Source organism: Exiguobacterium sp. UBA3491, from assembly GCF_002377745.1.
In the GTDB taxonomy this organism is placed as follows: domain Bacteria; phylum Bacillota; class Bacilli; order Exiguobacteriales; family Exiguobacteriaceae; genus Exiguobacterium_A.
Genome location: NZ_DFQK01000012.1, coordinates 166,631 through 182,125 on the forward strand (window position 1 = coordinate 166,631; position 15,495 = coordinate 182,125).

The 15,495-nt window shown below is 48.9% G+C and carries 12 protein-coding genes; 11 read left to right on the forward strand and 1 reads right to left on the reverse strand.

Annotated elements, in window-relative coordinates; translation table 11 throughout:
- Window positions 1-63: 63 nt before the first annotated feature.
- The 11 genes from B4F99_RS03930 to B4F99_RS03980 all read left to right on the forward strand — a co-directional run bounded on the left by B4F99_RS03930 (window position 64) and on the right by B4F99_RS03980 (window position 13,903).
- Window positions 64-1,332, forward strand: coding sequence for a DUF445 domain-containing protein (locus B4F99_RS03930; protein ID WP_290755456.1), 1,269 nt, complete (start codon window positions 64-66; stop codon window positions 1,330-1,332).
- A complete protein-coding gene (locus B4F99_RS03935; RefSeq protein WP_290755458.1) occupies window positions 1,329-2,156 on the forward strand; it encodes a DNA-3-methyladenine glycosylase family protein in 828 nt (275 codons plus the stop codon). Before B4F99_RS03930 ends, B4F99_RS03935 begins: the two co-directional genes overlap by 4 nt.
- A gap of 112 nt (window positions 2,157-2,268) precedes the next feature.
- A complete protein-coding gene (locus B4F99_RS03940; RefSeq protein ID WP_023467714.1) occupies window positions 2,269-2,706 on the forward strand; it encodes a RicAFT regulatory complex protein RicA family protein in 438 nt (145 codons plus the stop codon).
- Between the two features lie 62 nt (window positions 2,707-2,768).
- Window positions 2,769-5,300, forward strand: a complete 2,532-nt coding sequence (gene mutS, locus B4F99_RS03945; protein WP_290755460.1) for a DNA mismatch repair protein MutS — start codon at window positions 2,769-2,771, stop codon at window positions 5,298-5,300.
- 10 nt (window positions 5,301-5,310) lie between these two features.
- Complete coding sequence (mutL, locus tag B4F99_RS03950) at window positions 5,311-7,143, forward strand: DNA mismatch repair endonuclease MutL (protein WP_290755462.1); 1,833 nt, start codon at window positions 5,311-5,313, stop codon at window positions 7,141-7,143.
- Window positions 7,144-7,578: 435 nt separating this feature from the next.
- Entirely contained in the window at window positions 7,579-7,968 is a 390-nt protein-coding gene (locus tag B4F99_RS03955) for a CidA/LrgA family protein (RefSeq protein WP_214855291.1), read from the forward strand.
- Entirely contained in the window at window positions 7,961-8,644 is a 684-nt protein-coding gene (locus B4F99_RS03960; protein WP_290755465.1) for an LrgB family protein, read from the forward strand. Before B4F99_RS03955 ends, B4F99_RS03960 begins: the two co-directional genes overlap by 8 nt.
- Window positions 8,645-8,730: 86 nt before the next feature.
- Window positions 8,731-9,270 carry an AAA family ATPase gene (locus B4F99_RS03965; RefSeq protein ID WP_290755467.1) on the forward strand — a complete coding sequence of 180 codons (540 nt, stop codon included), beginning with the start codon at window positions 8,731-8,733 and terminating at the stop codon, window positions 9,268-9,270.
- 273 nt (window positions 9,271-9,543) lie between these two features.
- Window positions 9,544-11,400: an ATP-binding protein gene (locus B4F99_RS03970; RefSeq protein ID WP_290755469.1), complete on the forward strand. Its 1,857-nt coding sequence runs from the start codon at window positions 9,544-9,546 to the stop codon at window positions 11,398-11,400.
- Between the two features lie 237 nt (window positions 11,401-11,637).
- Entirely contained in the window at window positions 11,638-13,467 is a 1,830-nt protein-coding gene (locus B4F99_RS03975; RefSeq protein WP_251137914.1) for an anaerobic ribonucleoside triphosphate reductase, read from the forward strand.
- Window positions 13,439-13,903 carry a 4Fe-4S single cluster domain-containing protein gene (locus B4F99_RS03980; protein WP_290755472.1) on the forward strand — a complete coding sequence of 155 codons (465 nt, stop codon included), beginning with the start codon at window positions 13,439-13,441 and terminating at the stop codon, window positions 13,901-13,903. Before B4F99_RS03975 ends, B4F99_RS03980 begins: the two co-directional genes overlap by 29 nt.
- A 40-nt stretch (window positions 13,904-13,943) precedes the next feature.
- Here the strand turns inward: B4F99_RS03980 and B4F99_RS03985 are convergent, their stop codons facing one another.
- Window positions 13,944-15,416, reverse strand: coding sequence for a DHA2 family efflux MFS transporter permease subunit (locus B4F99_RS03985; RefSeq protein ID WP_290755473.1), 1,473 nt, complete (start codon window positions 15,414-15,416; stop codon window positions 13,944-13,946).
- Between the last annotated feature and the right edge of the window lie 79 nt (window positions 15,417-15,495).

A 15,495-nucleotide genomic window follows, 5' to 3' on the forward strand; every position in this document is an offset into this window, starting at 1 on the left:
CGAAACCTAATCCTTGTCCCGTTCGTAAGGTAGATAAGTGACTCAGTTGAAGGAGGAAACGATGTGTCATCATTTGAACAACCTAAAACATCGACACGGCGGCTTGCAACCGTTTCGTTGATTTTCATGGCGGTCGGATTCGTCGTCTCATTGCCATTTAAAGAAAATGCGTGGGTCTTTTGGCTCCAGAGTGGTTTTGAAGCCGGACTCGTCGGTGGGATTGCCGACTGGTTCGCGATCACGGCGCTGTTTCGTCACCCGCTTGGATTAAAGATTCCCCATACGAACCTATTGCCGAAAAATCGGGAACGGGTCATCGAATCGATTGTTCATATGCTCGAGACGGATTTACTGAACAAAGAAAGTATCGTTGCGAAGCTGCAACATATGACGCTTGCAGATCGTGTCATCAAAATTTTACGTTCGATTCTGGTCTTACCTGCCTTTCGAGCAACCGTCACCGAGCTGTTGATGGGTTTGATTCGGAAACTACCGAAAGAGGCAATTCTTGAGTTTGCGAATACACGGGTGACGGAGACGATCAAAGCGTATCCGTCCAAACGGCTGGCGGTCCGGGCGATGGAGTTGAATGAGGAACGTCGACTCGACGAGTGGCTGATGGATCAGTTACTCGATTACGGCCAACGCCTTCTCGAAGATCCGATCATTCGCGATCAGATTGGCCGCCTTGCTTATACGGCGATGATTGACCAAGAAAAGAATACGTTTTTGCGGGTGACGGCGCGAACCGTCCAAAAAGTCTATTCGGAAGAAAAACTCAGTCTGGTCATTCAAGGCGTCTTGTTGACGGTCATTCAAGATATGCGACACGTCCATCATCCAAATCGACTCGCGATTCTCGATCATCTGCGTCGTAACCTGGCACAGTTGTCGATTGATGAAGAGCGTCTCGCGAAAATCGATGCTTGGAAGGCAAGTGAGGTCGACCGGTTTGACTTCTTTCCGGTCATTGAACGTGCCTATGACGCTGGTCTGATCGAGCTCGAACGCTATTTGACGTCAGACGCTTTCTGGACGGAACGGGCGATGCCGATGCTTTCGCGCGCTTTAGACGACTGGGAACAGCATCCGACGTTCAAGGATAGCAGTGATCAGTGGATGAAGGAGCAACTCGTGCGTTTCGTCGAACAAAATCACAAAAAAATCGGCGGACTCGTGCGCGAGAACTTAAATCGGTTCGATACCGAGACACTGATTCATATGATCGAGGATAAGGTCGGCAGTGACTTGCAGTGGATTCGGGTCAACGGGGCATTGTGTGGATTCATCATCGGTTTGATTCTCGGTGCGATCAAGGTGTTCGTCGGATGAGCCGGTGGACATATGATCTGACGTTGTCGGAAGCATTGGATTTTAAAGGAATCGTATCTCGTTTGACGGAAGACCCGTTACAAATCGAACAGGATGGGCGACTCGTCGTTCCGGTCTTCGTCAACGATCAGGCATACATCACGATGATGGAAGCCATCGACGGTTATACGTTACGGATTGACGGTTCAGGACCGCAAGCAGCGGTGCTGACGCAACTCAAGCGACGCTTTCGACTCAGTGAGCCGAATCCTGCGCAGCATCTCAAGACGACGTCGTTACATGCGATCGTCGAACAGTTCGGCGACGAACGGCTCGTTCTTGATCATTCACCGTTCACGGCCTTGATTCGTTCGATCATCCATCAACAAATCAATCTGTCGTTTGCGCATACGTTGACGGAACGTGTCTTTCGGACATTCGGAACGGTCAAGGATGGAATCATCCTTCCGCCGACGCCGCGTCAATTAGCGGCAGCGCGTCGCGAGGACTTGCTCGCTCTGCAACTATCAGGACGTAAAGTCGATTATCTACTCGGGGTAGCATCAGCAGCGATTGATTATGATGCATTGACGTCAGCGACCGACGCAGAAATCGCTGAGACGTTGATTGCACTGAAAGGTGTCGGACCATGGACGGTTCAAAACGTCCTGATGTTCGGGTACGGTCGTCCGGATCTTTTCCCTGCATCGGACATTGGAATATTACGGGCTTTTGAACGATTACTTGGATATCGACCGACAGTAGAAGAAGCGACGCGACTGGCAGAGGAATTCGCTCCTGTTCGCAGTCACGCTGCCTATCTATTATGGCGTTCGATTGAATAAGGAACTATTCTTGTCACTCTATCGTCAGAACGGTATAATGAATGCGATAGAACGAGGAATCGTTCAGAAATGCTAAGGGAAGCGACGTGTTCGCTAACGATAGAGGGGACGAATGTGGATGTATACAGATGAACAAATCATCGAAAAAGCCAATGAAATCGCCAAAATGATTTCAGAGACACCGGAAGTAGAACGATTCAAAGCGGCAGAAGCCAACATCAATGGGAATGAAAAAGTCCAAAAGATGATGAAACAAATCAAGTTCCTTCAAAAAGAGGCAGTCAACTGCCAACATTACGGCAAAACAGAAGCACTCGCACGTGTCGAAGCGAAGCTCGATAAATTGTTTGCTGAGCTCGATGAGATGCCTGTCGTCCAACAGTTCCAAGAAACGCAAGAAGAAGTCAACGGACTTCTCCAATACATCACGGTGACGATCTCGAACGGGATTACGGATCAAATCATCGAAGCGACGGACGGAGATGTTCTTGCAGGTAAGACAGGTAGCGGCATGGAAGCAGAAAACAAAAGCGGCGGTTGCGGCTACTAATCACGAAATGAACGAAAAGCCGACGGACATCCGTCGGCTTTTTCGACGAATGAGGTGGAAGAATGGAAGCAGTACACAACACACCGATGATGAAACAATACTTCTCGATCAAGGCGGACTATCCGGACGCTTTCTTGTTTTATCGGCTCGGTGATTTTTATGAATTATTCTTTGAGGATGCCAAAAAGGTCGCCCATGAACTGGAGTTGACGTTGACGGCGAAAAACGGTAAAAACGCGGAGCATCCGATTCCGATGTGTGGCGTACCCCATCACGCAGCGAACGGCTACATCGAACAGTTGATCGAGCGTGGGTATAAAGTGGCGCTTTGTGATCAAGTCGAGGATCCAAAGTTGACGAAAGGACTTGTCAAACGCGAAGTCATCCAAGTCATCACACCGGGAACGTTGATGTCCGCTTTAACGGAAAAAGAAAATCGTTACTTAGTTGCAGTCGTTGAACAGGACGGTCGCTTTGGGATTGCCAGAGGAGATGTCTCGACGGGTGAGAGTGCCTTGACAAGCGTTGCGACACTCGATGGTGTAATCAAAGAATTAAGCATTATCTTGCCACGGGAAATCATCGTCACGACAGAGGAACATGAGACGGCACTTGCGTCCTTACGGATCCCGCTGACGCGCAGTTCACGACGCGAGACACATCCACATGGCGATCGCGCGATTGATACAGCCCAAGCGGAAGCCTTTGCGGTCCTCTATGCCTACATGCACGATACACAAAAACGAGCGTTGACACATCTGCAACCGGCCATTGTCTACGAAGCGAGCGATTTCATGCAACTCGAACCGAATACGGTCAAGAATCTTGAGCTCGTCCGCTCGGCACGGACAGGAGACAAAAAGGGTTCGTTGCTTGGTCTACTTGACGTGACAGGTACAGCGATGGGTGGACGGATGCTGAAACGCTGGCTGGAAAAACCGTTGTTATCGGAGCGCGTCATCACGGAACGGCTCGACGCTGTCGAGGAACTGTTGCAGCACTATTTCGAGCGTCAGCAATTAAAAGATACGTTACGGGAAGTCTATGATCTCGAGAGACTCGTCGCAAAAGTCGGTTACGGAACAGCGTCAGCGCGTGATCTCGTTCAATTGAAGTCGACGTTGCGATTGATTCCCCGTATTCAATCAGCACTTGAAGAGATGATGAGCGAACGGCTCGGTCAACTTAGTCTCGGACTCGATCCACACGACGAATTAAGCGATCTACTCGATAGTGCGTTCGTTGAAGCCCCGCCGATCTCAACGAAAGAGGGCGGCATGATCAAGTCCGGTTATTCACCAGACCTCGACGAGTTACTTGTTGCTTCAAAAGACGGTAAGACGTGGTTAGCGACGCTTGAAGCAAATGAACGAGCAGCAACCGGCATCAAGACGTTGAAGATCGGTTACAATCGTGTCTTCGGCTATTACATCGAGGTCTCACGTGCCAATGCCAAGCTGTTGCCGGAAGGACGGTATGAACGGAAGCAGACACTTGCCAATGCTGAGCGTTATATCACACCGGAACTGAAGGAAAAAGAAGCATTGATCCTTGGTGCGGAAGAGAAGAGTGTCACGCTCGAGTACGATCTCTTCTGTGGAGTGCGCGATGAAGTTAAAGGACATATCGAAAGCTTGCAACGGGTCAGTCGCCGGATCGCGGAACTCGACGTCCTCGTCGCACTGGCTGAGATTGCTGAGACGCATGACTATGTCCGACCAATCACGACGACGGGACGAACGGTTGATATTCAGCAAGGACGTCATCCGGTCATCGAAACAGTCTTACCGCGCGGTGAATACGTCGCGAACGGGATCACCTTAAACGAAGGACGCGAGATGTTGTTGATCACTGGACCGAACATGTCCGGTAAATCGACCTATATGCGACAGTTCGCCTTGATCGCCTTATTGCATCAAATCGGCTCGTTCGTACCAGCTGCTCAAGCGGAACTGCCGATCTTCGATCAAATCTTCACGCGGATCGGGGCAGCAGACGACCTTGTCAGTGGACAGTCGACATTCATGGTCGAGATGGTCGAGACACAAGAAGCGTTGACGCGTGCGACGGACCGGTCGTTGATCCTGCTAGATGAAATCGGTCGCGGGACCTCGACGTACGACGGGATGGCACTTGCGCAAGCAATCGTTGAACACATCGCCCGGCACGTCGGGGCAAAGACGCTATTTTCGACGCATTATCATGAATTGACAGTGCTCGAAGAATCGATTGATCGATTAGCGAACGTTCATGTCCGCGCCGTCGAACAAGAGGGACGCGTCGTCTTCTTGCATGAAGTACGCGACGGAAAAGCCGATCAATCTTACGGAATCCATGTCGCGCGTCTAGCTGATTTACCAGATAGTCTGATCGAGCGGGCGCAAGTCCTCTTGTCCGAGTTCGAGCAGGCTGAGCCTGTTCCGGTCGCAGCACCTGTAAAAGCCCCTGTTCAGGAGGAGCCGATTGATCAACTCAGTCTGTTCTCAGAAGCGGATCCGCTGCGAGAGACGATGGCTAGTCTTGATTTAATTAATATGACGCCACTCGAGGCACTGAATACGCTATACCGTCTACAAGCTGAAGCGAGAAAGTGAGGAGAATGCAGTGGGAATCATTCGTGAATTATCCGATAGTTTAGCGAACCGAATCGCGGCGGGAGAAGTCGTCGAACGACCGGCATCGGTCGTCAAGGAACTGGTTGAGAATGCACTTGATGCCGGTGCGACCCAAATCGATGTCGAACTCGAAGAAGCCGGAATGAAACGGATGACGATCCGCGACAACGGACATGGGTTTTACCCGGATGACGCCGAACTGGCTTTCGTTCGTCATGCGACGAGTAAGATTAAGGACGAGCATGACTTGTTCCGAATCAAGACACTTGGTTTTCGCGGAGAGGCACTTGCCTCGATCGCATCCGTTAGTAAAGTGACGTTGAAGACGAAACGCGAGGACGCAGAAGGAATTCAAGTGACGCTTGAGTACGGGACGGTCGTAAAGCGGACACCAGCTGCCACGAACCGAGGAACGGAATTGACGGTCGAACATCTATTCTTCAATACACCGGCTCGTTTGAAATACTTGAAGACTACACATACGGAGCTTGCCGCAATCACGGACGTGTTGAACCGAATGGCGTTCGCCCATCCGGACGTCAAGCTTCGGGCTACCCATGAAGGGAAGACGCTGATTCAGACGAACGGATCGGGAGACGTCCGGCAAGCACTGGCGAGTGTCTACGGTCATCAAACGATCCAAGGGACGTTGGTCGCTAAGGGAGCGAATGCCGATTATCAACTGACATGTCATCTCGTCAAACCGGAAGTGACCCGTGCCTCGAAGAATTACATCACGTTGATTCTTAATGGACGTTCGGTCAAAAACTTCGCCCTGACGCAAGCGGTCTTGAACGGTTACCATACGCTCTTACCGATTGGACGGTATCCGATTGCGGTCATTGAGGTGACGATGGATCCACTCCTGATTGACGTCAACGTCCACCCGGCGAAACGGGAAGTTCGTCTCTCAAAAGAGATGGAGCTCTGTCAGTTGATTCAAGAGACAATCAAGATGACGCTCAGCCGAGAGACGTTGATTCCGAAGGTGACGCCACCGAAACCGAAAAAGGATCCGAGTAGTCAAGAGAAACTCGATTTTTCTTACGTCGCGGAACCGGTCGAGGAGACGTCATCGCGAGCAGTCTGGAATTATCCGATTCCGAAAAAACCGCAAGAGGACGATCGACCCTTTGTAGAGAAACCATTGCCGTTTAGTAACGAGGATGATCTATTCGAGCCCATCGCACCGGTCAAGCAGGACGTTGTCGAACCGATGGAAGAATCTCACGCGCGTCCGCGCTTTCCACACCTCGACGTCATCGGACAACTTCATTCGTCCTATATCGTCTGTGCCGGAGAAGACGGGATGTATATGATTGATCAACATGCGGCTCAGGAACGGATCAAATACGAGACGTATAAAGTCATGTTCGGTCGACCACCAGAGCAACGGCAGCAATTGCTCTTACCATATACGTTTGAAATCTCGTCAGATGACATGAAACGAATGGAGGAAATCCTTCCGTTACTAAAAGACGTCGGCATTGAATTCGAAGCGTTCGGTCCACAAAGCTTCATCGTCCGAGAAGTTCCGACGTGGTTCCCGTCCCATCGACAGGAAGAGACGATTCAAGAATTACTCGATGAGGCATTGATGAAACGGAAAATCGATCTTGAGACGTATCGGGAAGATGCCGCCATCATGATGGCATGTAAGAAATCGATCAAGGCGAATCATCCGTTGAACGATGAGATGATGCGTCGGTTGATTGATGATTTAGCGAAGACAGAGATGCCGTTCACGTGTCCACACGGACGTCCGGTCATCATTGAATGGACGACGTATGAACTCGAGAAGTTATTCAAACGGGTCATGTGATCAAGAAGAGGAGTCGATCCCATTCAGGTGTCGTCTCAGATTATAGAAAAGGGAGCTGACTCAAAAGTTAGTTTCTACAAAGAATGACGCGTCATACGCAACTCCTACAGGAAAAAGCGCATTTATGCGCTTCAGAGACAAACAAGACCAGCTTTCCTGCTTGTATAAAGCAGGAAAACTGGCTTGTGTCTCGCCTGAGGAAAGGGCGTGANNAAAAGACGCGTCATTCTTTTTTGGAGTCAGCCTCTTTTTCGTTCGTCTCGAATCATTTATTGTACTGATACACGATTGAGTAATTTTTTGTTTGTTCTAATACAAAAGAAGTGTGGTTTTTCATGAGAACGGTTACTTCGGTTGATTAACCAAATTTCATTGATTGTTAAGGAAAAGAGGCGGATAATAAGACCCGAAACTGTTAACAAGGGGACCTTTATCATGCTGTCACGCGTTATGCGTATTATTCAAATCATTGCTCAAATCGCACTCATTTTTTGCTTTTCACTCAGTGGGGACTGGGTGAGCGAAACCTTTCAATTACCATTACCCGGTAACATCATCGGCTTGATTCTACTGTACCTAGCGTTAAAAAGCCGTCTGATTCCGCTTGTGGCCGTCGAACGGGGCGGGACATTTCTTCTGTTCGTCATGCCATTGTTCTTTGTTCCAGCACTATCCGGAATCATGGATTATACGGCATTTCTCCGGACATCCGGTTTACAGATCGTGTTGATCGTCGTCGTCAGTAGCCTTCTGACATTAGTCGGATCAGCGTACATCGTCGATCGTTTAGCACACCGAAAAGAGGCGGTGACACGACATGAATGAGGCACTGTTTTGGATCATTCTGACTATTTTATTGTTTAGCGTAGCGATGTTCCTCTATCAACGTCATCCTCGAGTCTGGACGTTACCAATCCTGACGGTAACGGCAATTTTGATCTTAATTCTCGTCTATTCTGGAGTCTCACACGCAGAATACATGCAAGGTGGACAATATCTATCGAAGATGCTTGGTCCGGCAATCACGGCATTTGCGATTCCGCTCTACCGCGTCCGGCATCAAGTTCGGCGTTTTCTACCAGAAATCGGACTTGGTGTTTTGCTTGGAACCTGTATTGCAATGAGTTCAGATCTGTTACTCGGTCTGTTGCTTCATCTCGAGCGGACGACGAACCTTGCCTTGTTACCGAAATCGGTCACGTTACCCGTTGCTTTAGCGATCTCACAAAAAGCTGGCGGGACGACGACGCTGACGGCTGCCTTCGTTTTATTGACCGGATTGACAGGATCAATCGTCGGACCAAAATTAATGACGGGCTTGAAGATTCGGCACTTCGTCAGCCGTGGAGTAGGCTTGGCATCGATTGCCCACGTCATGGGTGCGACGAAATCGATGAGTCTTGACCAGCGCGAAGGGGCGGTCGGTCTGTTGACGATGGTCTTGACGGCGGTCTGTGCCAGCGTCATCGCACCGTTTTTAATCACATGGTTATATGGATAAACACTCTGTTTTTTTCAACGGAGTGTTTTTTGTAGCCGATTGAAACTTGTCGACCGTTTTAGCAGTATAGTACAACAGAAAACAGGGTGGAGGAGAAGAAGATGATCATTTGGATTAACGGTACGTTTGGCGTCGGGAAAACAACGGCAGCAACTGGGTTACAAAAGCGCTGGAGCGGATCACACATCTTTGACCCGGAAGAGACAGGTTATTTTCTACGGGCGCAACTGCCGGAAAACAAGGACGATTTTCAAGATGAGCCGTTGTGGCGCACGTTTAACCGACAGCTCCTCGAGCAGCTCGATACGGAAAAGGCGCGTATCATCGTGCCGATGACCTTGACGAACCCGGCATACTTTCAGGAAATCATCGGCACGTTACGAGCGAACGGTCATGACGTCCGTCATATCGCATTGATGGCGAAAGAGACGACTGTCAAACGCCGGCTAATTAGCCGCTTCGAGCGTCCGAACTCGTGGGGCGGTCAACAAGCGGAACAACGATTACGGCAATTATCCGATCCGCTGTTCAGTCAACAGATCGAGACGGATGATCTGACGAAAGGGCAAGTCATCGATGCGATTGCTCTCGTGACTGGGATTGGACTCTCGCCTGCCCGATCGTGAAGGGTTCAAGAAAGAGGTTTCCGGGAATCATTAGATGATAATACATGAGGAGGAAACCATCTTGAACGAAGGGCAATATACTGCTAGGAGGATTTATGAACATGAAACACTGGATGACTGAGAAGTTAGGCAGACAGTTGATGGCAATTTTTTATAGTGTCTTTGCACTAAGTGTCATCACATCGGTTGCCAGTTATTTATACGTGGACAATGCAGACGGTCGGACGAAAGAACAGGTACTCGACCAGTNNTTTTTTTTGGTTTTTGAACTTGATGGTTTTTTTATTTTGTCTATTGTTCATCGTCCGTCCATTGATTCATCGGGTGACGTCACAGCTCCGCGAATTGAATGTCAAAAGTCGTCGTCTTGCGGAAGGAAAGTCGATTTCGCTCGAGCATGATGTCGACAGCCATAATGAAGTCGGTCAATTGACGGCATCGTTTTACCAGATGGCACGGTCGATCTCATCACAACATGCGGAATTGTCAGCAAAGAATCAAGAAATGGAACACAATCAGGAAGTATTGAAGCAAAAACAGAATGAGCTTGAGCGTGCCTTGGAAGTGACCCGGACAAACGAGTTGCATCTACAAGATCGGAATGAATTAATCGAAACGCTTGCGTCAAAGGAGAGTTTATTTGATTACTCGTCTGTCATCAGTACGATCGTCCGGTTGACGAAGACAGAGTTCGGGGCATTGTTATTGATTAAGAATAATGAAATCGCGCAAGTCGTTCCAAAAGAAATGACGGAAGAACAACAAGAGAGTCTGAAGACGGAGTCGTTACTACTAAAGCGAGTCATGATTTCAAAGGAAACGGCACATTCCTCAAAAAAGGTCGCGAACGACGATCTGATCAAATATCCGTATCACGTCTATGAAGGTGTCATTCCGATCATGGATCCGGCAAAAGAAGAATTGATTGCCTGTCTCTATCTAGCACGGTTTGACGCACCATTCAATCAACAGGATTTGGCGGAACTGGAATCGTTCTCGAAACAGATTGCGATCTCATTGATGCGAATGTCACTCTACGAACAGATGGAATACGAACGAAAAGAGACAGCACAACTGCTGAATTCCGTTCGGGAAGCGATTCTTTATATCAAACATGAGGAAAAGACGATCTTAGGGAATCAGGCATTATTTGATATCTTCCAGTCGTTACAGGTCGAGGAAGACAATGACTCGATGACGTTTCTTGAAGTCCGACCAGAGACGATGTTCGAGCAGATGGACCAGAAAGAAGCTTTTGAAGCGTACTTTGAAGAAGTTTTATCGGGTGAGATCCCTGAGGGCATGTTCTCTTTGTCGATCGACCAGGGTGAATATTTCATTCAAGTTTATGCCGAAGCGATCGCGCATGGAGAACAGTCGAAGGGAACGATCCTCGTCTTTCGTGACGTCACGGCTGAGACAGAGGTTGATCGGGTCAAATCAGAACTCGTCTCGACGGTTTCGCATGAACTTCGAACACCGCTCTCTTCGATTTATGGCTTTACGGAGCTCATGTTGAAACGAGATTTGGATCCCGAGCGGAACAAAAGGTATTTGCAGACGATTCACGATGAATCAAAACGTCTGACCAATCTTGTCAGCGACTTCTTGAACGTCCAGCGGATGGAGTCAGGAAAGCAAGAGTATGATAAACAAATCTTTGATTTGAAAGAAATCGTCAAGGAACAAATTCAGTTTTATCAAGCAGCGACGGAACAACATAGTCTGCAGCTTGATTTGAATGACGAACAGGACTTTATGGTCGAAGCAGATGCGAACAGTATGAAACAGCTACTTGGAAATCTATTGAATAATGCAGTCAAATACTCACCGGACGGTGGGGATGTCGTTGTGACGCTGACCCATCAGCACAATCAGATTGAACTCAGCGTCCGTGATTTCGGAATCGGGATTCCGAGTCATTCGATGCCGCATCTATTCAGCAAGTTCTATCGTGTCGATAACTCAGACAGCCGAAAAATCGGCGGAACAGGTCTTGGATTATCGATTTGTAAGGAAATCGTTCGAGCACATGATGGCAACATCGAAGTCGAATCGATCTTGGGAGAAGGGACGGTTTTTCGGGTCAAGTTACCAAGTGCGACGGACGCGTTACTCGAAGCAGAATAAGGAGAAGGAGAGGCAAGCTAATATGCCTCTTCTTTTTTTGTCGTTTTTCGTGTGAGATTCGTCCAATTCAGGAGATCGGCTAAAATGTAGAAGAATCGGGCTTTTACGCAATAAACCGAACAGATTGATGACAAAACGGCTGAAACAGTTGAAAAAATCGTAAATTGTGCAGGGATTGCGAACGTTTCTGAACTCTCGCTATAGTGATTACAAAAAAACATGGGAGGAAGAAGAATCATGGAGAGCTTAGAAGCGTTACTCACACCACCGCAAGAGATCGAACAAGAGAATGCAAACATTGATGGCAAAACACCACTTGCGAAGTTACAACGGATTGCTGGGGAAGCAGCACGGCAGATGATGCGACGACATCTCGAAGCGGATGTCTTGCAGGCGCTTGACGACAACATTTTGTATATTCATGACGCCGATTATTATGTGACTGGGACGACGACTTGTGCCCAAATTCCGCTCGGTCAGTTACTCTCAAACGGATTTCAGACAACGCACGGTTCGATCCGTCCGGCGCAAGACATTCGTTCTGCCCTCGCCCTTGCGGCAATCATCGTCCAGGCGAATCAAAACATGCAGCATGGCGGACAAGCCTTCGCAACCTTTGATGATGATTTAGCGCCGTTCGTTGAAAAGACCTATCAACGGGAATGGACGAAACTAAATGACCTCGTTCCGCATTGGAAGCGGCGTAAGCGGGAGCGACATGCATGGCAGGAGACGTATGAAAAAACGTTTCAAGCATGTGAAGCATTCATTCATAATACGAATTCGATGCATTCGCGCGGTGGTGGACAGGTTCCGTTTTTATCCGTCAATTACGGAACGAATACGACGCAAGCAGGGCGGCTATTCCAGCGAGCCTTGCTAACAGCGACGGAGCGTGGACTGGGCAAGGGTGAGACACCGATTTTTCCGATTCAGATCTTTAAAGTCAAACAAGGCGTCAACCTGTCACCGACAGACCCGAATTACGATTTGTTTCAGCTTGCTACCCGCGTGACAGGAAAACGACTGTTTCCGAATTTTGCGTTTCTCGATGCGCCATTTAATCGCCAGGAGCAACCAGGAAAAGCAGAAGTCGCGTATATGGGATGCCGAACCCGTGTATTCGAGGATCGTGGAGACATACCGTCCGTCACAGGTCGTGGTAATTTATCCTTCACGAGCATCAATCTCGTCCGTTTGGCACTCCAGAGTCAAACCGTCGATCAAATGTTCGAAGTCGTCCAAGATACGACAAGACTTGCATGCCGGCAACTCATCGCACGGTATGAGTTCCAGGCAAGTCGAACGGCTGACGAGTTTCCATTTTTATATCAACACGTCTGGAAAGACGGTGAGACGCTAAGAAATAAGGATCAGGTAGGTCCGGTCCTCAAGCACGGGACGTTGGCGGTCGGCTTCATCGGTCTCGCGGAATGTTTGACCGTCCTGACGGGGAGTCATCATGGGTATTCCGAACTGGCACACCGGATTGGTCTTGCATTGATTCAAGCGATGCGGACGGTAGTCGACGATTTTGGCGAACAGACAGGGTTGAACTTTAGTTTACTCGCAACTCCGGCCGAAGGATTATCCGGTAAGTTCACACGTCGCGATGTCAGTGACTTTGGTGAGATCGAAGGAGTGACAGATCGACCGTATTATACAAATTCCTTTCACATTCCTGTCGATGCGCCGGTGACGATCCGTGAGAAGATTCAACTCGAAGCCCCGTTCCATGCATTATGTAATGGCGGTCATATCACCTATGTCGAGACGGATGGTGCGCTTGCTGGAAATCCGGAAGCAATCGAAGACATCGTTCGTTTAATGGCGGAGGCTGGAATCGGTTATGGATCAATCAATCATCCCGTCGATCGTTGTCTTGATTGCCGAACAGAGCAGACGATCGAGGATCAATGTCCGGTTTGCGGGAGTGGATCGATCGAACGCATTCGACGGATCACCGGATATCTCGTCGGTACGCTGGACCGCTGGAATGAAGCGAAACGGGCAGAAGAGCAGAATCGGGTGAAACACGATGTTACGGGTCCTCTCGCTTCTTCCTGACTCCGTCGTCGATGGTCCCGGTTTACGAACGGTGTTATTTCTTGCCGGTTGTCCGCATCACTGTGCCGGCTGTCATAATCCGTCCTCCTGGGATCCTGCAGGTGGCGTAGCTTGGACAATTGACGAGACGGTCGCGCGGATTCAAGCAACCGGTCACCGGCGCCTGACGCTATCCGGTGGGGAACCATTGTTACAAGCAATAGCGCTCTATCGGCTACTAGAACGACTCGGACCAGACTATGAAGTGATCTTGTATACGGGCTATGTGTTGGAAGAGATCATTAAGCACCGAGAATGGTACCCCTTGTTACGCCGACTAGATGGATTGATTGATGGTCCGTTCATCCTATCGAAACTTGACCGAACGACAAGCTTTCGGGGGAGTACGAATCAAAGAATCTATAATCGACAACAGCTAAACAAACGTTTGGATTAGACAAAAACTCCCCCATCTTTTTAGACAGGGGAGAATCAAATCATGCATATTTTTGTTCTTGATCGACGGATTCGACGACTGCGAGCGTCGTTGTCCGTCGTTTTTTGATGAAAAACGATAAGATCAAAGCAGCAAGTGCGAGTAACGTCGCGATGAAGAACGTATCATTGATTCCTTCGATCATCGCCTGCATCTGCAACCATTCCGGATTTGCAGCTTCAGGTTGTGAAGCGAATTCCGGAACGTGGTGTTTCGTCCGCGATGTCATGATCGTGACGAGCAGACCTGAACCAATCGCACCCGATACTTGTGACAACGTGTTGTTCAATGCTGTACCGTGAGGTGTCAAATGTTGTGGAATATGATTCAATCCGTTCGTCATGACGGGCATCATGACCATCGAGATTCCAAGGAAACGTAGCGTATACATAATGACGAGGAACGCGTATGACGTATCCGCAGCTAGCTGACTGAACGAGAACGTCGTCAAGACCGTCAGTGATAAGCCGATGATGGCAAGGATGCGAGCACCAAATCGGTCGAAGAGACGACCTGTTATTGGTGACATGATCGCCATGACGATCGCACCCGGTAACATCAAGAGACCAGAGTGAAATGGTGAGATGCCACGAATCGTCTGGATGTAGATCGGCATCAAGATCATCGCGGAGAACATCGACATGTTCAAGACCATTGAAATCCCTTGTGATAAAGCGAACATCGCATACCGGAAAATCCCGAACTCAAGCATCGGTTCTTCGAGCATGAATTGACGTATAATGAAGGAAGTCAAACTGATTACACCGATGATCAATGATGCGATGACCGTCCAAGAGCCCCATCCAGCAGAACCAGCGGAACTGAAACCATACAGTAAACCACCGAAGCCGAAGCTTGAAAGGACGAGAGAGAACAAATCGAGTTTGAGTGAACTTTGAACTGTCTCTTTCTTCAATAAGAAGGCACCTGTGAAGAGTACGAGCAATGCGATCGGTGTGACGAGATGGAACAACATTCTCCACTCATAATGTTCAAGAATCCACCCGGACAATGTCGGTCCGATTGCTGGAGCGAAGGTGATGACGAGTCCGAAGATTCCCATCGCTTGCCCGCGCTTCTCGATTGGAAAACCGGTCAAGAGAACGTTCATTAACAGTGGCATCATGATCGCGGAACCCGACGCCTGCATCATGCGCGCGCCGAGTAGGAGCGGGAAGATGTGTGCTTGTCCGGCGATAATCGTTCCGAGTGAGAACAGTGTCATCGCGGTCAAGAACAGTTGGCGTGTTGAGAACTTTTGGACGAGGAATGCCGAAGTCGGAATCATGATCCCGTTAACGAGCATATATCCCGTCGTCAACCACTGGGCGGTGCTTGCCTGAATACCGAAAGATTTCATGATCGACGGTAAGGCGATATTGAGTAACGTCGAGTTCAGGACTGCAACGAACGCACCTGCCATAAGGACAGCTAAAATTAAATAAAGTCGTGATGATTGCTTGCTTGATTGCATTTCGTTATGCTCCTTTTGTACTACGAGTCTAAAATGTTAGACTTGAATTCTATGACTGACTTGGCTATCTTACCAGCAG